This is a genomic window from Ruegeria sp. BE9 (assembly GCF_056538765.1).
Genome location: NZ_JBQFTS010000002.1, coordinates 220,937 through 240,144 on the forward strand (window position 1 = coordinate 220,937; position 19,208 = coordinate 240,144).

17 protein-coding genes are annotated in these 19,208 nt (G+C 55.8%); 9 read left to right on the forward strand and 8 right to left on the reverse strand.

Features of this window, described 5'->3' with window-relative positions; all coding sequences use genetic code 11:
- Positions 1–49: 49 nt before the first annotated feature.
- Positions 50–1,024 (forward strand): arginase family protein, encoded by a 975-nt coding sequence (locus ACR0EO_RS07770; RefSeq protein WP_480688620.1) that lies wholly within the window; start codon positions 50–52, stop codon positions 1,022–1,024.
- On the opposite strand, the gene ACR0EO_RS07775 is transcribed toward ACR0EO_RS07770, so the two are convergent.
- Positions 1,021–1,989: an agmatinase gene (locus tag ACR0EO_RS07775; protein WP_480688622.1), complete on the reverse strand. Its 969-nt coding sequence runs from the start codon at positions 1,987–1,989 to the stop codon at positions 1,021–1,023. The two genes, ACR0EO_RS07770 and ACR0EO_RS07775, sit on opposite strands and share 4 nt — an antisense overlap.
- A 273-nt stretch (positions 1,990–2,262) precedes the next feature.
- Between ACR0EO_RS07775 and ACR0EO_RS07780 the strand changes: the two genes are divergently transcribed.
- The gene (locus tag ACR0EO_RS07780; RefSeq protein ID WP_480688624.1) at positions 2,263–3,234 is read left to right on the forward strand and encodes a LysR family transcriptional regulator; all 972 of its coding nucleotides are present in this window, start codon (positions 2,263–2,265) and stop codon (positions 3,232–3,234) included.
- 352 nt (positions 3,235–3,586) lie between these two features.
- Positions 3,587–3,997, forward strand: coding sequence for a universal stress protein (locus ACR0EO_RS07785; protein WP_480688626.1), 411 nt, complete (start codon positions 3,587–3,589; stop codon positions 3,995–3,997).
- Positions 3,998–4,141: 144 nt separating this feature from the next.
- Here ACR0EO_RS07785 and ACR0EO_RS07790 read toward each other — a convergent pair whose 3' ends face one another.
- From ACR0EO_RS07790 to ACR0EO_RS07805, 4 genes are read right to left on the reverse strand one after another with little or no spacing between them, the layout of a single operon-like run.
- The gene (locus tag ACR0EO_RS07790; RefSeq protein WP_480688628.1) at positions 4,142–4,882 is read right to left on the reverse strand and encodes a maleate cis-trans isomerase family protein; all 741 of its coding nucleotides are present in this window, start codon (positions 4,880–4,882) and stop codon (positions 4,142–4,144) included.
- The gene (locus tag ACR0EO_RS07795; protein WP_480688630.1) at positions 4,879–5,961 is read right to left on the reverse strand and encodes a pyridoxal phosphate-dependent aminotransferase; all 1,083 of its coding nucleotides are present in this window, start codon (positions 5,959–5,961) and stop codon (positions 4,879–4,881) included. The genes ACR0EO_RS07790 and ACR0EO_RS07795 overlap by 4 nt, the downstream gene beginning before the upstream one ends.
- Positions 5,958–7,607 carry a hydantoinase B/oxoprolinase family protein gene (locus ACR0EO_RS07800; RefSeq protein WP_480688632.1) on the reverse strand — a complete coding sequence of 550 codons (1,650 nt, stop codon included), beginning with the start codon at positions 7,605–7,607 and terminating at the stop codon, positions 5,958–5,960. The genes ACR0EO_RS07795 and ACR0EO_RS07800 overlap by 4 nt, the downstream gene beginning before the upstream one ends.
- Positions 7,604–9,703, reverse strand: a complete 2,100-nt coding sequence (locus tag ACR0EO_RS07805) for a hydantoinase/oxoprolinase family protein (protein WP_480688634.1) — start codon at positions 9,701–9,703, stop codon at positions 7,604–7,606. Before ACR0EO_RS07805 ends, ACR0EO_RS07800 begins: the two co-directional genes overlap by 4 nt.
- Before the next feature lie 459 nt (positions 9,704–10,162).
- On the opposite strand from ACR0EO_RS07805, the gene ACR0EO_RS07810 reads away from it, so the two are divergent.
- The 6 genes from ACR0EO_RS07810 to ACR0EO_RS07835 all read left to right on the forward strand — a co-directional run bounded on the left by ACR0EO_RS07810 (position 10,163) and on the right by ACR0EO_RS07835 (position 15,293).
- Positions 10,163–11,293 (forward strand): ABC transporter substrate-binding protein, encoded by a 1,131-nt coding sequence (locus tag ACR0EO_RS07810; protein WP_480688636.1) that lies wholly within the window; start codon positions 10,163–10,165, stop codon positions 11,291–11,293.
- Positions 11,294–11,346: 53 nt separating this feature from the next.
- Positions 11,347–12,267, forward strand: coding sequence for a branched-chain amino acid ABC transporter permease (locus tag ACR0EO_RS07815; RefSeq protein ID WP_480688638.1), 921 nt, complete (start codon positions 11,347–11,349; stop codon positions 12,265–12,267).
- The gene (locus ACR0EO_RS07820) at positions 12,264–13,250 is read left to right on the forward strand and encodes a branched-chain amino acid ABC transporter permease (RefSeq protein WP_480688640.1); all 987 of its coding nucleotides are present in this window, start codon (positions 12,264–12,266) and stop codon (positions 13,248–13,250) included. Before ACR0EO_RS07815 ends, ACR0EO_RS07820 begins: the two co-directional genes overlap by 4 nt.
- On the forward strand, positions 13,243–13,992 hold the full coding sequence (locus ACR0EO_RS07825; RefSeq protein ID WP_480688642.1) for an ABC transporter ATP-binding protein: 750 nt from the start codon (positions 13,243–13,245) through the stop codon (positions 13,990–13,992). Before ACR0EO_RS07820 ends, ACR0EO_RS07825 begins: the two co-directional genes overlap by 8 nt.
- Complete coding sequence (locus tag ACR0EO_RS07830) at positions 13,989–14,675, forward strand: ABC transporter ATP-binding protein (protein WP_480688644.1); 687 nt, start codon at positions 13,989–13,991, stop codon at positions 14,673–14,675. Before ACR0EO_RS07825 ends, ACR0EO_RS07830 begins: the two co-directional genes overlap by 4 nt.
- Before the next feature lie 183 nt (positions 14,676–14,858).
- Positions 14,859–15,293, forward strand: a complete 435-nt coding sequence (locus ACR0EO_RS07835; RefSeq protein WP_480688646.1) for a hypothetical protein — start codon at positions 14,859–14,861, stop codon at positions 15,291–15,293.
- 23 nt (positions 15,294–15,316) lie between these two features.
- Here ACR0EO_RS07835 and ACR0EO_RS07840 read toward each other — a convergent pair whose 3' ends face one another.
- The 3 genes from ACR0EO_RS07840 to ACR0EO_RS07850 all read right to left on the reverse strand — a co-directional run bounded on the left by ACR0EO_RS07840 (position 15,317) and on the right by ACR0EO_RS07850 (position 19,133).
- Entirely contained in the window at positions 15,317–16,069 is a 753-nt protein-coding gene (locus tag ACR0EO_RS07840; protein WP_480688648.1) for a porin family protein, read from the reverse strand.
- A gap of 91 nt (positions 16,070–16,160) precedes the next feature.
- Positions 16,161–17,402: a DUF3179 domain-containing (seleno)protein gene (locus tag ACR0EO_RS07845; RefSeq protein WP_480688650.1), complete on the reverse strand. Its 1,242-nt coding sequence runs from the start codon at positions 17,400–17,402 to the stop codon at positions 16,161–16,163.
- A 63-nt stretch (positions 17,403–17,465) separates the two neighbouring features.
- The gene (locus tag ACR0EO_RS07850; RefSeq protein WP_480688652.1) at positions 17,466–19,133 is read right to left on the reverse strand and encodes a sulfatase-like hydrolase/transferase; all 1,668 of its coding nucleotides are present in this window, start codon (positions 19,131–19,133) and stop codon (positions 17,466–17,468) included.
- Positions 19,134–19,208: the final 75 nt, after the last annotated feature.

Below are 19,208 nucleotides of genomic sequence, written 5' to 3' on the forward strand. Positions count from 1 at the left end.
TGCGCCCCCGGTTCTGATCGGGGGCGTTTTTCTTTGATCGGGGGCGAAAATGACAGACCGCTATGAACAGTCGATGATGGACAATCTCTATTGGTGGGGCGTGCCGACTTTGTTTCGCTGCCCCAATGTTGGGCCGCAAGGTCAGGATATCGCTTTGGTCGGAGTGCCGCATTCAACTGGCAACGGCACCACAGAAAGGGATCAGCACTTGGGCCCTCGTGCGCTCCGCAATGTGTCGGCTGTGCAAAGGCGTGTGCATACGGTTTTCGAAATAGACCCTTGGAACAGCGCCAAGATCGCGGATGTCGGGGACGTTCCGTTTCCTCGTGCGAATGACAATGAAGACTGCATTGAACGTATCACTGCGTTCTACAAGGATATCGACGCAGCAGGCGCGCGACCCGTTTCGGTTGGCGGAGATCATTCGATCACCGGTGGAATCGTACAGGCGTTGGGCCGAGGTAAATTGGCAGGGGGAGAGCCGGTCAGTTTTCTTCATCTGGACGCACACACGGATGTCTTTACCAAGGTTGACCATTTCCTGGGCGCCAAGAAGTCGGCAGCCCACTGGGGGGCCTATCTGGCGGAACAAGGACAGGTTGACCCGACGCGGTCCATGCAGATTGGCTTGCGGGGTCATCCACGCAGCTTGGACTGGCTGCAGCCGTCTTATGACTACGGCTACAATATCGTCACCATGCGCGAGTTCCGTCAGCGCGGGCTGGCGGATGTGGTGGCGCAGGCCAGAGAAGTGCTGGGTGATCGACCGGTCTATATCACCTTCGATCTGGATTGCCTTGACCCGACTGTCGCGCCTGCGGTGTCCAATCTGGAGCCGGGCGAAAAGGGTTTTGACATAGACGAGGCCGTCGGCATCCTACGTGCCGCGCGTGGCTTGAATATCGTGGGTGGAGACGTGGTCTGCATGATGCCCACAAAGGATAGCCCGAACAACATCACCGCACTGACAGCGGCGGCGGTGATGTTTGAGATGATCTCGATGATTGCCGAAAACGTCAGCTAGCGACGTGCATCCACGGCCTGTGCAAGAACGCAGAGCAGTTCGAACATCAACGAGATACCCAGCCAGGCTGTGCCACCGTTGGGGTCGAAAGGCGGCGAAACCTCGACGAGGTCAGCCCCGATCAGGTTCAACCCACCCATCTGGCGAATGACCAGCTGAGCCTGAAAGCTGTTCGGGCCGCCGATTTCGGGGGTTCCGGTGCCGGGGGCAAAAGTCGGGTCAACAAAGTCGATATCATAGGTGCAATAGGTTGGTGCGGTCCCGACAATACTGCGAACTTCGATCATGACATCCTCGATGCCCCGATCAAACAGTTCTTCTATGCGAATGATGCGAATGCCTTGTGCCTCACCCCATTCGATATCTTCAGTGTTGTAGGCCGTTCCGCGTATGCCGACCTGGACAAAACGTTTGGGATCCACCAGCCCCTCTTCGACAGCGCGGCGGAACGGTGTCCCATGGGTAAACTTGTGTCCGCCAAAATATCCATCAAACAAATCGGTGTGACTGTCGAACTGTATCAGGCCCAGCGGACCCTCGGCTGCCAAAGCACGCAGGACGGGCAGGGTGGTCAGGTGATCTCCACCAGCAGTTAGCGGTGTGATATTGCGCGTTTTCAGGTCCGAGTAAAACTCGGTCACTCGGTCCAAAGTATCGTGAATGTCTACAGGATTCGGCGCAACATCACCAAGATCGGCGCAATTAACCAGCGAAAACGGCGCAACACCCGTGACGGGGTTCATGGCCCGGATCATTGTGGAATAGTCGCGTAATTGACGGGGCCCGTGCCGCGCGCCGGGGCGGTTGGTTGTACCGCCATCCCACGGGATGCCAACTATGCCCAACTCGACCTCGGAAATCCGGTCATGATCCAGTGATAAGCCCGGCAACCGCATGAACGTAGGGATGCCAGCAAACCGAGCAAGATCCATCGCCGAAACGGGTTGAAAAAACGAGTTGGCCATCAGCGTGCTATCCTTCGAAAACCTTGGGAAAGCCTAGCGAGAAGCAAGTGCCATGTCATGACATGATCTAACCAGGCTTGTACGTTCCAGCACTTGCAGGTGCTCTAGGGCAAAGACGCCAATCATCCGACATGTGGTTGACCTAGTTGCATAGTAAGGCCGCTTGCGCGTTTGAAGCTAAATACCCAGTCAGATCGCCCAAGTTCACCATTGTCGTCAGAGCAAAACTTTGCTTGGCTGAGGCCGACGAAATCGAAGCCAGGGGAAGTCCCAGTGTCGAAATCTCTGAGCCTCCGTTGGTTGGAAGTTTTCCAGCTAGTCGCTAAGTCTGGTTCGATCCAGCAGGTCGCGTCCGAAACGGGGTTGTCCATCAGTACAGTCTCGAACCACCTGCGCAGCCTGGAAGCATCGCTGGGTGTCGACCTTGTTGATCACGGGCGTCGCCCGATGGGCCTGACGCCTGCAGGTGAGGTGTTTGCACGGTATGTGCGCGACGGTCTGACTGTTCTGAGGCGAGGTGAAGCTGAAATACGGTCCGGAAACTGGCGCCACGCAACGGACTTACGATTGGCGTTGATCGACGACTTTGATAATCAAATTGCGCCTGATCTGTTCCTCTTTTTGGCGAAGGCTTTGCCGCGTTGCAATTTCCGTCATTACACGCGGCCCAGTCACGAGATCATCGAGAAACTGCAGGAACATAAACTGGACGCGGGTATTGCCACCCGACCGTCCGAGCGGACCGAGGGTTTGATTGAATACCCACTGATGCGCGATCCATTCATAGTGATTTTGCCAAATAGCTACGACGGCGCACCCAAGGAGTTGTTCACTCCGGATGCAAGCTTGCCGCTTTTGCGGTATTCCCGGGACTACATGATTGGGAAACAAATCGAAATTCAGTTGGCGCGCAGTAAGTATGACCTTCCCAATCGGTTCGAGCTTGAATGCAATCAGTCCATCATGGGGCTTGTCTCTGAGGGCAGTGGTTGGGCGATTACTACGGCCGCAAGTTTCTATAGGGCCCAAAGGTTCCACGATAGCGTGAAAGCCATCCCGTTTCCGGGCAGAAATTTCGTTCGAACGGTCTCGCTTTTCACGACTGAGGTTTATCCCGAGACGACTTCGAAACTGATCCACAAGGTGATGGCCGGACTGATCCGGCAACACTTTACCGAACCGATGTGTGCCTCTTACGGTTGGTTGAGAAGTGATTTCCGAACGATGGAGACCGATGCTGTCTAGCACACCGACGAGCCGCTGAAACTAGTGCTGTCACATTCCTTGTGTGCAGCAATCCTGCATTTGCCGTCGCACCTGATTTAGCTGCCATCGACAGGATAAGCAGGCCAAATTGCTGGGTTTATGACGCATTTCCTTGCAGGAAATCGCATTTAGTTGCACCAATATATACTAGGTCGAGGATTTCCTTCAGTCAGACCAAGCCAAATATCTAGGCTATTTGGGGTGCTGCGACTGGGTTGAATGTTAGGCTTTACCCGATGGGGTAGGGACCTTCCGGGATTTGCGTTTAAGGGGGCGGCCCGGACAATCATCCTCGTGCTGTGGGCTTTGGCCCGGCAGAATAGGAGGTATTATGTATCAGAAAATTCTTGTTCCGATGGCGCTGGACCACGGTATTTCTCAGCACACCCTTGAGGTGGCGCGCGCCTTGTCCGGCGATGAGGTCGAGATTGTGGCTCTGCATGTTTATGAAATGCCGCAAGGATCGGTCAGTGCCTATTTGGACAAAGACGTTGTTACCGAAGGTTTTCGGGCTGCAGGTAATCTGCTTCGAGAAAAAATCTCCGAACTTGAAGGCGTGCAAGCCGAAATTGTCAAAGGACATACTGCCCGGACGATAATAGATTATGCCAACCAGAACGCGTTTGATTGCATAGTCATTGGTTCGCACAAGCCCGGCCTTAGCGACTATTTCCTTGGATCGACTGCATCACGCGTCGTGCGTCATGCGACTTGCGCCGTGCATGTCCATCGCAAAATTTGACGCGTACAGCGTTTTAGCGTGCTTGATGTGCGGACAGAAAGTTCTGAACCCGTCGTTTGAGTTTGTACCTAAGTCGTGGGCAACGTCACGCTCAGCCATCACTGAGTATGCCTGAGCGCTCTGCCGCCTTCGCAGGTAAGAGATTTACCGTTTTCGGCTCAGCAACTGGCCGAACCCTTCGACAGGATCGGGAATTTTTGCCAGCTGCAATGCTTGAAACATCATCGCTTGGTTGGAACTGATCACAGGCTTCCCGACAGCTTCTTCCACACGCGCCAAGGCCTCAACACTGCGCATATCCGTACAAGACAAGACTAGAGCTGCAGCCTCTGGATGGTCCGCGGCTACACCCAGTTCAAACACAGCGTCGGGGTCGAGCGCCCCTTGTCCCGTGTTATCCAATGTTCCTGACACCTCGGACCGTTGCAGGGTCTCGACTCCAATCTTGGACAGAAACTCAATTGCCATGTCGTTGATGGCAGGCACGTAGGGAGAGGCAAATCCAATACGCCGAACATCAAGTGTGTTCAAAGCATGGACCAAAGCCCCAGCTGCTGTGACCGTTTCAGCACCGCTTTCAACACTGATCTTATGGGCCAAGTTACGGTCAAATTCCGGGCCATGCGTCAGTGTCGCCGAGGTGCAGCCATAAAGCACGACGTCCGGTTTTGCGCCCATCAGAAGGTGCAAAGGGTCGTCCAGATCGGCCGCCCCAAGGCCATGCATTTGGGACTCATCGGGGATTTCATCCTCATCATACCCGCCCATCCGCGCAATGTGCAGCGAAACACCCGGTGGGCTCATCAATGCCAGATCAGGTTCGAGGTTGGTGTTTGTGAAAGGAACCAAAACACCAAATCGCGCGAGGCCTCTTGATGGAGTCATACCTGCCGCTCCTCTTTCCATTCTGTGAGTAGATTTATAGCCGCGTTCATGGCTTCTTCCGGGCCGACCGTCATGCGTAATGTGCTTGGCAAACCGGCCCCACCCTGGGCGCGTAAGAACACGCCTTCGGCCCGCAAGGCGGCGTCGGCCTGCTTGGCCGTTTCCGCATTCCCAAGATTGAAAAGCAGAAAATTGGTGAAGCTTGGATAGCAGTGAAACCCAGTCTGCCGAAGCTTGACGGCGGCCTGGTCACGCAGCTTTGCGGTTAGCGCACATGTCTCCCGCATGTACGCATCGTCTCTCGCGGCTGCTGCGGCAGCCACTTGCGCTGCGACGGAAACATTGTTTGGGTTCAGAGCCTTGCGTATCTCAGACGCGATCGCGTGGGGGAAAAGACCCCATCCCACGCGCAAGCCCGCCATGCCGTAAGCTTTGGAAAACGTCCTCAAAACCACGGTGTTTCCACCCTGAACCATGTCAAAGCACCGGTCGCCCAAGTGGTCCGAAAACTCTCCGTATGCTTCGTCAATCACCAACAAGATGTCCGGTCGCAAGCCTTGTCTCAAACGAACAAGTTCTGATTTGGGAACACGTGTGCCTGTCGGGTTTCCCGGATTTGCGACAAAAACTACCCCGGTGTCCGGGCGCACTACATCAAGAAGGCTATCGATACTGACAACCGCATCTTCCTCACCTGCGGTATCGAACCTCGCGTTGGCAACTTGAGCAGCCGTGCGGAAAAAGGGGTACGCGTGCTCAGGGGCTAGAACAGCCCTATCTGGCCCCGAAAATACTCTAGCAATGCAGCCAATCAGATCCAGAGAGCCGCTGCCGCATAATACACTACCCGGGTCGATATCGTGCAATTCTGCCAGTGCGTTACGCAGGTCTGTCCAATCTGGGTCGGGATAAAGCATCGAGGTTTTCAAGGCGCGTGCAGCGGCCTCAACGGCTAAGGGGCTTGGCGGCCGAATACTTTCGTTCTGAGAAAGCGAGATTAATGACTTACCGTCCGGCGCGTTCAGATCAGCCAGGGCGTAGGGGGCCAGTTGCGCGATATGAATGTGGGCGCGGGTCATTTCAATCTCCCATACCGGGTTTCGGCTGCGCTGTTGGTGACTAGGCCGGCGCGAATATCGGCGTCAATTTCGGTCTGAGATCGTTTGGATGCCGACCCAAATCCACCGCCGCCGGGCGTTTCAAAGATCAGTGTTTCTCCTGCCTTGATCCGGACCTCGCCTTTTCCGGGGAGATTCCTGCCCCCAGGTTCTACGGTGATGCGCCCGGGTGCGCCGTCTTGCCCGCCGCTTCTACCTTTGGCCGCATTTCTGATCCGCTCAACAGACAAAAACAGCATCAAGTCCTGATCCTTGGAAGCGCTGAGTTCGATGTGCTGACCCAGACCACCTCGGAAACGACCCGCGCCGCCCGAGTCCGCTCGCAGTTCTCGACGATGGAATAGAACAGGTGCGGTGGCTTCGGTGGTTTCGATCTGACTCCCCCATACGCCGCTTGGGAACGCGGTCGCAGACAAGCCGTCCAACCCCGGTCTTGCACCAGTGCCGCCATTGAACACCAACTCAAGTGCAAACAGATCATCGCCGCGATCTACTGCCTCTGGTGCGTGGCGCAGCGGCAGATCGTACATGCAGGATGCCCCTTCGGCCGGCACTTTGTCGGGCACTGCCTGAGACAGGCAACCATAGACCAGATCAGGTGTCATCTGGCCCAGCGTATGTCGCATTGCGACAGGTGCAGGTGACTGCGCGTTCAGAATACAGCCCTTTGGCCCGGTTACGCGAAACGGGTCAAGTGAGCCGGCGTTATTGGGAATGTCCGCTCCGATGACGCAACGCAGGGCAAAAACTGAATAGGCCGTCGCATAGTTGAGCGGAACGTTTATGCCTTTGCCGACGCAAGGCGCTGAGCCATCGAAATCAAGCAGCAAGTGATCGTCGGCAATAGTTAGGGCGGCGTGAAGTTCAATATCTTCATCATAGCCGTCAACCTTCAAGACGTGATGCCATGTCCCTTTGGGCAGGTCCGAGATGACCTCGAGCGTCCCTCGCCTAGACGTTTCTATGATGTAGTCCGATAGGTTCAGCAGATCAGCGATGCCGAATTCCTGCATCATCTGTACCAACCGGGTTGCCCCGGCCTCGCAGCAGGCGATCAAAGCATAGATGTCACCCTCGTTGGCAATTGGTTCACGAGAGTTGGACTTTACAATGTCCAGCAATAGCGCGTTTACCTCACCCTGGCTGACCAGTTTGCAAGGCGGGATCAAAAGCCCCTCGTCATAGATATCCGACCCTTCCGGCCCCATGCCAAGCCCGCCAAGGTCGACCAGATGAGAGGTGCAGGCGGTGTACCCAATGACGGCCCCATTGTGGAACACAGGCATCATGAGCAGGAAGTCATTCAAATGCCCTGACGCAATCCACGGGTCATTCGTCATGTAAATGTCGCCGGGTTTCATCTCACTTTGCGCGAAACGGGACCGCAGGGTTTTAACCGCTTCGGCCATCGTATTGATGTGCCCGGGCGTCCCTGTAACGGCTTGAGCCAGCATCCTGCCTTGCGCGTCAAATATACCGGCCGAGATGTCGCCACATTCACGCACGATAGGGCTAAAGGCCGCACGAATGAGAGCCTGTCCTTGCTCCTCTACCACCGCGAGAAGCCGGTTCCACATCACTTGCAAGCGCGTATCTGATTGGATCATTTCTGGGCCTCCTCTTGGCGTGTCAGCCAAATATTGTTCTGCGCATCTACCGAGGCAGCGAAGTCAGCGCTGACGAAGGTCGTTGTCTGCGCTTCGACAATCAGCGCAGGTCCTGTCAGAGCTGCGCCCGGGCTGAGATCGGCACGATTGAAAACATCTGCAGTTCGCCATTCTCCGGTGACATCACAGAGAACCTCGCGTTTTGAAGCAGGGCTTGCAGGGTGCGCCTCAGCATCCTTGGGGTGGGCAATCAGCGCGGCCTCTGTTGAGGAAACTGATAACCCCCAGTTCAGAACCTCAATGGTCATGCCCGGTACGACGCGGCTGAATTGTCGGCTGTATTCAATTTCGAACGACTGCCTCAAAGTGTCGACATCTGATGGGGTTAAATCCCGGTCAGGCAGGCGGATTTCGATCTCGTGGCCCTGACCGTGGTACCGCATGTAGGCGACCCGGCGCTGATGTAGCTGTTCGTCTGGCGCGCCGGCGCGAACCACCTCTTCCGCTTCGTTATGCATTGCCGAGAAGAATTGGTTGAGGCCATCTATGTCCAGCGAGTTCAACTGGGAATAGCGTGACCGGATCACCTCATAGGATACAGGGGCAAATAGAAAACCGACCGCAGATCCCACGCCGGGGTCGGGGGGGATTAGCACTCGCTGCATCTGTGCCCGGCGGGCGACCCTGGTTGCGTGAAGAGGGCCATTGCCGCCAAATGCGATCATCACCCGATCAGCGAGGTCCTTACCGGATTCAACCGCATGCATCCGGGCCGCGCTGGCCATGCTTTCATCGACAATTTCACTGACCGCGAACGCACCTTGGTCAGGCTCAATGCCAAGTGGGGTTGCCACATCACTATCTAAAGCTGCGAGCGCAGCGTCGGGGTCGATCTTGAGCCGACCTTCGGCAAATCGTCCGGGTTCAATCAGGCCAAGTGTGAGATCGGCGTCGGTCACGGTCGGCTTGTCACCCCCTTTGCAAAACGCGGCAGGGCCTGGATCTGATCCAGCGCTATGGGGGCCAACCTGCAGCCGCCCGAGGCGGTCAACACTGGCGATTGAGCCGCCTCCGGCTCCGATTTCAATCATCTCGATGACCGGGATGCGAACGGGCATGCCGGACCCTTTGATGAACCGTTCAGCCCGTGAGATTTCGAATTTTCGCGCCGTTTGGGGTCGGAAATCGTCAATCAAACACAGTTTGGCCGTGGTGCCCCCCATATCAAAGGACAACACGTTCTTTTCATCGGTCGCACGGGCGATGCGTGCCGCTAGAACTGCCCCTCCGGCTGGGCCGGACTCCACCAAACGAATTGGTAATCTCGCGGCTGTTTCCAGCGTTGTCATACCACCTCCTGCCGTCATCATCAGGATGGGGCAGGTCAGGCCCTTGTCACGAAACTGAGTTTCAAAGTCACGCAGGTAACCGGCCATAATCGGTTGCACATAGGCATTGGCAATCGTTGTGCATAAACGGTCAAACTCGCGGGCTTCGGGGCTGACTTCGTGGCTGAGCGAAATGACTAGGTCAGGTCGATGTTTGCTGAGCAGATCACGCAGTCTCAACTCGTGGGATGGGTTGGCATAAGAGTGCAGCAAGCAAATCGCGACGGCCTCGACTTTCAGCGCCTCTAGCTCGGCGATCAAAGGCGCGATGCCTGTTTCGTCCAATGGTTCAAGCTCGCACCCGTTTGCATCGATCCGTCCCCCGATTGTCAGAGAATGTGTGCGAGGAACGATCAGATCTGGTTTGACCAAGTTTAGAGCATATTGGCTATAGCGCCTCTCATACGCGATCTCGAGAATGTCTCGAAAGCCTCGCGTCGTGATCGATGCGGTTTCAGCGCCTCGACGTTCGATAAGCGCGTTGGTGGCAAGTGTAGTGCCGTGGATAAAGCCACTGACTTGCGACCAGTCCGCCTCTGCGGTCTGGATCACGCGGTTGGCTCCTTCGATGGCACCCAAAGCGGGGCGCTGAGGCGTAGTTGGTGTTTTCGTAGTCGCCACCACTTGTGATGCGCGATTTACAAGGACGGTGTCGGTGAACGTGCCACCGATATCGATTGCCATACGCAATCCGTCTGAATTGGACATTTGGGTATCAGCCTGAAAAAGGGAAACAAACCCGAAGGTGGGTTAAGCGTGAATGGTCTGATCCCAACGGGTCAGGCGACCAGATCGCACCCGGTTTCGCGACGCATCATCGGTTGTCGAAGGCTGGCTGTCACAATCACAGTTCCCTGTCTATCAGCTGACGCTGACATTGAGCGAGAGAATACCCATACGTCAACACATCTTTGCAGAGTCATGTGCGTTGAGCGCAGAAACTATGAGGATGGGTTGGGCGTTTTCTTTAGGATTGGGTAACTGAATTTACTGTTTCGGAGATTTGAGGCATTTCACGCAGAACTCTGCCTCGACATTCGGCATGCGATCGGTGTTTGTTAGGCTCGCTGAGCCAAACAAGAAAGGCGCGCGCTGTCAGAGGCATAGACCAGGCGCCGGGAAAAATGACATAAGTTGCGTCAAGAAGACCAACGAAGGGAGATGACAATGAAAAAGTTTCTAGCGGCCGCTGCGGTTTCCGCATTGTGTGCCTCTGGTGCGCTGGGCGAAGTCAAAGTCGGGATGATCACTACTCTTTCCGGCGGTGGCGCCGGGTTGGGCATTGATGTGCGCGACGGGTTCATGCTGGCGATCGCGCAGTCCGGGCGTGATGACGTAGAGGTTGTGATCGAGGATGATCAGCGCAAGCCGGACATCGCTGTTCAACTGTCCGACAAGATGATCCAATCCGAACGCGTTGATGTGATGACTGGTATCATCTGGTCTAACCTCGCTATGGCGGTCGTTCCTGCGGCGGTGAACCAGGATGTCTTCTACCTGTCCCCGAACGCGGGTCCGTCGCCTTTGGCCGGGCAGGGGTGCCACCAGAACTATTTCAACGTCGCTTGGCAGAACGATAACCTTCACGAGGCCGCTGGAGCCTATGCCAACGGTGCGGGTTACAAGAACAGCTTTATTCTGGCCCCGAATTATCCCGCAGGTGTGGATGCCCTAACTGGTTACAAACGGTTCTTTGAGGGAGATCTGGCCGGTGAGGTTTATACCGAGCTTGGGCAGACTGACTACGCTGCCGAGATCGCGCAGATCCGTGCAAGCGATGCGGACAGCGTGTTCTTTTTCCTTCCGGGAGGCATGGGGATTTCCTTCCTGAAGCAGTACGCTGACAGCGGTATCGATCTGCCTGTGGTTGGTCCGGCCTTCAGCTTTGATCAGGGTATCCTGCAGGCGGTTGGCGATGCGGCGTTGGGTGTGGTGAACACCTCGCAGTGGAACAAGGATATCGACAACCCGACCAACTCGGCGTTTGTTGAAAGCTTCCAGGCGGAATACGGGCGGCTGCCTTCGCTTTACGCCAGCCAAGGGTTCGACACAGCCAATCTGCTGTTGTCGGCGCTGGACAAGGCCGATCCGTCGGATGCCGATGCTTTCCGCGAAGCGCTCCGAGCTGCTGAGTTTGACAGTACCCGTGGCGAATTCAGCTTTGGTCCGAACCATCACCCGGTCCAGACGATCTATGCGCGCGAGGTGGTCAAGGAAGGTGACGTGTTCACCAACAAGATCCTAGGTGTTGCGCTGGAAAACCACTCTGACGCTTATGCGGCCGATTGCAAAATGTAACTGACCTACTGCCCGCCCCCCGATAGCGGGGCGGGCAGACCATCGGAGTTTCCATGTCATCGATCCTGATTATCGAGCAGATCCTCAACGGGCTGCAGTTCGGCGTCATGCTGTTCTTGATGGCGGCTGGCTTGACGCTGATTTTCGGCGTGATGGGGCTGATCAATCTGGCTCATGGCTCGCTGTATATGGTCGGAGCTTTTGCCGCTGCGGCCGTGGCTGGGGCTACCGGGTCTTTCCTATTGGCGCTGATTGCCGCCTTGGCTGCTGCTGCGCTGGCGGGGGCAATTGTCGAGATGGTTGTGATCCGGCGATTGTACAACGCGCCGCATCTGGATCAGGTGCTCGCCACTTTTGCGCTGATCCTGATCTTTTCCGAAGGCACGCGCTGGGTGTTCGGGTCCTTCCCACTGTTTCTGGATATTCCCGACGCTCTGTCAGGGCCTGTCACGCTGCCCGGCGGGATCGAATACCCGCTTTACCGTCTAACCCTGATCGGAATCGGGCTAGCCGTGGCCGTGGGTCTTTGGGCACTGATCGAACGCACCCGGTTGGGCATACAAATCCGGGCCGGAGAGAATGACCGAGAGATGATCGCTGCGCTGGGGGTCGATATCTCGAAACTCTACACACTGGTCTTCGCGGTGGGCGCGGCGCTTGCCGGGCTGGCAGGCGCTCTGGTCGGTGCGATCCAGTCGGTGCAGGTGGGCATGGGGGAACCAGTGCTGATCCTGGCTTTCGTAGTCATTGTCATAGGCGGCATCGGATCGGTGCGGGGTGCCTTTATCGGTGCGCTATTGGTTGGGCTGACTGATACTTTAGGCGGTGTGTTCCTGCCTGAAGTGTTTAAGCTGTTCATGGACAATGGTGCTGCGCAGAAAAGCGGATCAGCGCTGGCTTCGATGGGCATCTACGTTCTTATGGGGCTGGTGCTGATCTGGCGGCCCACCGGCCTGTTCGGAGCGCGCGCATGAGGCTGAACGAAAACTACCTCAACGCGCTGGTGATCGCGGGTCTTTTGGCGCTGCCGCTTTGGGCAGTTGTTGCGGATCAGCCTTTTACAATCACGCTGGTGACGCGCGCAGTGATCCTCGCCCTGGCCGCAGTAGGATTGAATATCATCCTTGGGATCGGTGGCATGGTCAGCTTTGGTCACGCCGTGTTCTTCGGGATCGGCGGGTACGTAATGGGCATCTTAGCCTATCATGCGCAGACCTATACCGCGCTTGATTTGGGGCTTTTCTCAACTGGCGGAACCAAGTCCATGCCAGTGATTTGGCTGGCGTCCATGGTCCTGTCGGCGCTGGTGGCATTCTTTATCGGGCTGCTGTCGTTGCGGACGTCCGGCGTGTATTTCATCATGATCACGCTCGCCTTTGGGCAAATGTTCTTCTACTTTGCCATCTCTTGGGCGCAATACGGCGGTGAGGACGGCCTGTCGATCTATGTTCGCAATGGATTTCCTGGCCTGAACACGTTGGTGCCGATCCAGTTCTACGGCGTCTGCTTTACACTGCTTTGTCTGGTGCTGTTTGTGTTTTCACGCCTGCAGGCCGCACCCTTTGGGCTTGCGTTGAATGCCGCGCGCCAAACGTCAGAGAGGGTGGAAACAGTTGGTTTGAACCCGATGCGGCTAAAGCTGCTGGCCTTCGTGATCTCCGGAGCGATCACCGGTTTGGCCGGCGCGTTGTTCGCCGACCTTAACCGCTTTGTCTCGCCTACGATGTTCAGTTGGCAATTGTCCGGCGAACTGATCGTGCTGATTGTTATCGGTGGGGTAGGGCGACTAATGGGGCCGGTGATCGGAGCCTGCGTTTTTGTCGCGCTGGAGCATTTCTTGGGAGAGCTCACCGACTTCTGGCACGTCTATCTGGGTATTGTCTTGCTTTGCATCGTGCTGTTCGGGCGCGGCGGCCTGATTGGCTTGCTGACTGGCAAGGAGGGTGCTCATGTCTGACCCCGTTCTCGCCACGCTGAACCTGAACAAGAGCTTTGGTGCATTGAAGGCCACGGATGACGTGTCTATTGATCTGAGGCAGGGTGAAATCCACGCAATCATCGGTCCAAATGGCGCCGGTAAGTCAACGTTGATCCAGCAGATTTGTGGTGGTTTGCGGCCGGATTCCGGGCAGGTCATGTTGAATGGCCAAGATGTTTCAAGCCATACAACGCAGGCGCGGGCACAGGCCGGTCTGGGGCGGACGTTTCAGATCTCTCAGCTCTGTATGGAAGATACGGTGCTTGAAAACGTGGTGCTCGGCGCAATGGGCGCAGAGCGCATGGCATGGCGGTTCTGGCGGCCCGCTTTGAAGCGCCCCGATTTGCGGGGCAGAGCCGAGGCGGCTTTGGAACGTGTGGGCTTGACCGCAGAACACGACATGCGATGCGCCAACCTTAGCCACGGCCAACGACGACAGTTGGAAGTTGCAGTTGCATTGACCTTGCAGCCCAAGGCCTTTGTCATGGACGAGCCCATGGCCGGGCTGGGAGGTGAGGGATCTAAAAGACTGACTGGATTTCTGGATGGGTTGCGGCAGGAAGCCCCAATTTTGCTGGTTGAGCATGACATGGATGCTGTGTTCGCGCTGGCCGATAGGATCAGCGTTCTTGTCTATGGCAAGGTCATAGCCACCGGAACAGCAGATGAAATCCGCAGTAGTGCCGAAGTTCGTGACGCCTATCTGGGGGATGAAGCATGACCCTGTTGCGAATTGAGAACCTCACGGCCAGCTATGGCGATAGCCAGGCGCTTTTCGGCGTCGACCTTGAGATCGCGCAAGGTGAGGTGACTGCTCTTATGGGGCGCAACGGCATGGGTAAATCGACCACTGTGAAAGCGGTGTGCAGGATGATCCGTTCCGAAGGTGTGTTGGAGCTGGATGGCCAGAGTTTACACCTACTTCCCAGCCACAAGGTTGCCCGGAAGGGGGTGGGGTTGGTGCCCGAGGGCCGTCGCTGTTTTGCGGATCTCACAGTACGCGAAAACCTGATTGCGGCAGCGCGACCCGGTGACTGGACGCTGAGCCGGGTAACGGAACTGTTTCCTCGGTTGGGCGAGCGTCAGAGCCAGCGTGCGGCCTCTCTTTCCGGGGGGGAACAGCAAATGCTTGCGATCGGTCGAGCGTTGATGACCAATCCGCGATTGCTGATTTTGGATGAGGCGACCGAAGGGCTTGCTCCAATCGTCCGGCAAGAGATTTGGTCCGCGCTACGCCGACTAAAGCAAGAGACGAACGTTGCAATCTTACTGATCGACAAGTCGCTCAAGGAACTGGCCGAGGTTTCAGATAAAGCGGCTGTCTTGGAACGAGGTCGCACTGTCTGGTCGGGCGCTATGGCTGACCTTACACCCGAAGTCTCGGAGAAGTTCCTAGGGGTTTGACGCTGCCTTCACGGCTTCAAAGTGGAGTTAGGTGCGCAGAGCAGTCAATTATTAGGCCGTCCATATTGTGACGAAATTGGACTTTCTTTCGCAACAAAGTCCAACTTTGGCCCTCATTCAGTCAGATCATTCACAAATTCACCCCTCAATGATAGTCTTAATGAAGAATGGAGGGTGTGAGCAGTGCAACCATTTGTGCGCCATGTGTGCCTTGAAAGAAGCAGGCTTGCACTGATCGGCGTCCTGTCGTTTGCAGCTGGGTTTTTGCTGTATTCCCACTTTGATGCCACCCGAATGGGACTGTCCATCCCGGTGATCACGGGATTAATTTATATGGTCGCCGTTGTTCTGGCAGCTGCCTTCACCAGCTATTTTCTACCTGGTTTGAGACGTCTTACGGACTCGGTTGCTTTTACCCGATTTGGTTTCGCGTTTTGGGTTGCCGGAACCCAAAACTATGAAATGGCATCCGACCCGTTTGTCAGCGCAACTATAGTTGTCTGCTCAGCTGTGCTTGTACTGAACATCGGAACGGCGATTTCAACCCAGACCCAAAGATTGCCGGTAGCAAGCCGATTGAAGGCACAGTTTGGTGCCGCGCGCCGCGCTTACGGATGATCCTTGCTGTCGGTTCGCGGAAATCAGAACCTGAAAGTGGCACCAATCAATGGACCAGATTGACTGAATTCGTAGTCGCTGCCGTTAATCTCGTGATCGAATGAGATATAGCGATACCCACCCCGCAGCAGCCATCTGTCATTGATCTCATAGTCCGCTGTCAGCAGGACTTGCCAAGTTTGACTGCCACTGCGAAAGCCGCCGTAATCCACAAAAGCTGTACCAGTCCATCTGTCTGCTAACCTAAACCGAGCGCGGGCACCGATGACGGGATCGACCCAACTGTCATCGGCCGTGGCTGACCGTCCGGGCGCAGTTCCGGGGGTCAATGTGAAATCAGTTTTGGTGCTGTACCATCTTATGCCACCAGTTAGATCAACGTTGACAGTATCGTCTGAACGTACCCGGTAACCCAACATTGCAGTCAGAAATTGTGTTTTAACCGAGGTGTCCAAGTCAGCATTGGCCGGCCCGGGTGCAGTGTTGCTGAAGGACAAGTTTGTATAGTTATAGTCGATCAGAGCACTCCACTGTCCGTTGGTGGCGGCCAGCGCGCCCATGAATGCAAAGTCGAGGTTTTCCAACGCTTTCGAAAAGCTAAGCGTACCGTCGAGTGTTCCGGCGGGTGTTTCGAAACTGGTCTCTGTTTCTGGCATGTATAAATAGATGGTGGCCTCATAGGACCAGTCCGATTGCTGCGCTGATGCAGTTGTGGCCACAGCCGTGAAAAGGGCCGTCCCTACTACGCTGCATTTCAATTTGTGTCTTAAATCCATTCTGTCCCTCCGGTTCTTAGGTGGCACTTAGCCCTAAAGGCGGTCTGTGAGCGCAATTGGCCAGTGCATCTTAAAGAAATTGGTTTGAATTTCATGCCGCTTCGTTTGTTGTTTTGGCGCCAGAGCCTGTACGATTGATGTCAGTCTCCGGAAAGAACTCGGCCCAGACATGCCAGAAAACTCCGGCGCGCAGGGTTTCGACCCTTTGCAACTGACCACGGTCGGAATTGCCCCAAAAGTCGCAGTGCGTGACGGGTTGACCGCTGTCATTGTACCAGACTCCAAGGCTTTCGTATTTCGGGTCAAGGCTGACAACGATATCCCGCCCGCCCACGGTTGCGTTTACGATCCAGTCGTTTTCTATGACAAAGTCATCCGTCCAGCAGGCCGCATCCTTGCCGATGGTAATTCCCCAGACATAGGTTTTGTTGGGCAATCTGTCGTCTGACCGGTCCATGTTATCCATGACAGGCGCGTCTTCTTGGTGCTGACGGCCGATCCCCCAGCCAAATGTGATTTCGGTGACCATATCCAGCAATCGTAACAGAGGATTTGGTGAGGGCATGTTCAGATAGACTTCGCCGTCTGGAAAGGCCTTTTTGAACCCACGGAATGTCATGCGATAGGTCGGCCAGGGCTTCATCTGTGCCTCGGGGCGCACAGGGCAGGCTGGTCCTTCGGCACTTGTGTCATGGTCGGCCTCGCGAAAGCCATAGATGTGCTGGATTGGCTCACCGGTTTCATTGTCGCGCAGAATGAGGTTGTTTCCGTGTTGGGCCAGAACTTCAAGGTCCAGCCGCTTACCCTCGATCCGCGGGGCATAGCCTTGGCCCAGATTGGCCATTGCGCAATAGGTCATGACAACGTCTTCACCGCCGAGCCCATCTTTATCGCCCGCCAGATGGGGGCGCATGATCTGCGCATCTGGATGTGCGCGGGCATGACCATTGTTTTCAATGACAATCACTGGCGCTGTCGGGCCGACAAACTTCTGCGCCTCGCTGATTGGGAAAAAGGCCGCGTCGTTCAGTTGGTTCCTCAAACCCAAATGCACCCAGACATAAGGGAAGCCGTACAGCACCAGAACCAGCAGTGCTCCGATCAGCCACAGCCAGAACGGGCCGCCCCCCAGGATAAAATGGGCCAGTGTCGCGATTGCAAACCCGCCAAGACCAATTGCAATTAAACGATACTCGTTCCGGATAAACCGAACCATGTTTTCGCGTTTTACCTTCAGCAGCATCTGCGAAATGTCACCGAGATCGCGGAAGTAAATGAACCCGATACCCAGTGAAACAATCAGACCCAGAGCGAAAATGATGTTCCCTGCCATTTGGAGCCTCTAATAGTTCGATTTCAAAAGCCGCTCGGGGTTCATCTCCCGAACAGCGAGGGGTTATTTCTGTGGCGCTTGCTGTTTGATCACGAATGCCTCGACGGCCTCCTGCGTTTCAGGGCGCAGGTTTTCGATCCCCTCGTATGGAACGCCGTATGCGGGAGTCGTATCAGGGTACTTTTCTTTCCTGGCCATGTGCCGCCCCAGGATGCGGGCGAACTCCTGACCTCCCCATGCGCCGACTTCGGTGGAAACCGAATACTCTTCGCGCGTGTCTCGATAGAGGTCAAAGAACTTGGCAAGGATAGCGCTTTCGCCCGGTCCAGGTAGTTTCAATTTCAGCTGATCTTTAACGATCGCCTCGGGTTTGTTGACCGAATAGATGATCACGTGATCGCGCCGTGCCTTGGTTTCATCGGAGAACAACAGAGCGGCAGATTGGTCTACTCCATCCACCAGCCGATCGCGGGGTATATACTGATCTGCCCCGGCAAATCGGGACATTGTCGTGTAGAGATCCGAGACATGGATGATGCTGTTCAAAAGTCCGTCGGCCTCGATCATTCCGGGCCATCTAATAAAGGCATCGACGCGGACCCCGCCCTCGGTCGTGTCACCCTTGCCGCCCGCGTAGATCAAAGGCGTGAACCCGGATTGCGGTGCATATTTGGTGAAATGGCCGTTGTCGCCCATGACAACTACCACGGTGTTTTCCGTTAATCCCAGTTCGTCCATCCGTACGAACAAGTCACCTAGCCATTGATCCAATAGCTGCATCTTGTCTACGTAAAGCCCACCGTTAACGCTCTCTGGCCCGGATCGGCCTGCGCGGGTGTTGTCCAGCGGGATCATTGGCCAGTACTGTAAAAAGAAGGGCTCTTCCCCGCCGGCGAGGCGGTCCAACTCTTCCATCGTCTTGTCCTGAAACGCCTGGTTCATTTCGTCATACTTTTCAGCGTTCCAGCGTTCGCCGGGTTCCATGCGAATTTCGCGAATTGGACCGCCGGTTTCGCCTTCGATCACGGTCATCATCGCGGCAGAGTCCGGGCGAAACCATCCATCCAACGTGTACTTGTCGTCAAAATCCCTTATCGCAACCGAGACCTGCTCTTTTATCGCATCATCGTTGAAGATGGTTAGCTGACCCTGTTGGTGAATGGCGTGCTGGGCATAGTCGAAGCCTTGGTTCATCGCCCAACTCTCGGCGATATCCCCCATGTGCCATTTGCCAACGTGGCTTGTCGCATAGCCAGCTTGTTTGAGGACTTCGGCGAGCGTGACTTCATCCCCTGGCAGGCCAAAGCCCGCAATGTCGACAGTTGTGTCACCCATGCCCATGCGCACCGGCAAGCGCCCAGTCATCTGTGCGACGCGGGTCGGCGTACAGGAGGGTTCCGTGTACATCCTCACCATTCGCAACGCCTGATCAGAGAAATCGTTGATATTGGGCGTTTCGTATCCCCGAACGGCGTTGAGCTCGGGTATGCCCATGTCGCCAAAGCCCATGTCGTCAATCAGAACGCTTACGATATTAGGAGCTTTCCCTTCGTTCCTGTCCCGAAAGGCTGCCAGTGCGGCATCGACGGCAGCATTGTCCTCAGCCCATTGGTCGCCGTGCTGTGCTTCTAGGATGTAAAACTCAGCATCGTGCTGAATGGGGCTTTCCTGCGCAAAGACCGGCGCAGCGACAATGGTTGTCGAAAGTGCTACCAACCATTTCAATTTCATTACTTTTCCCCTCTCGTGGTCAGATCTCGCTGTAGCCGGTGCCGCAGGACAATCTCACATTTAAACATTATGATA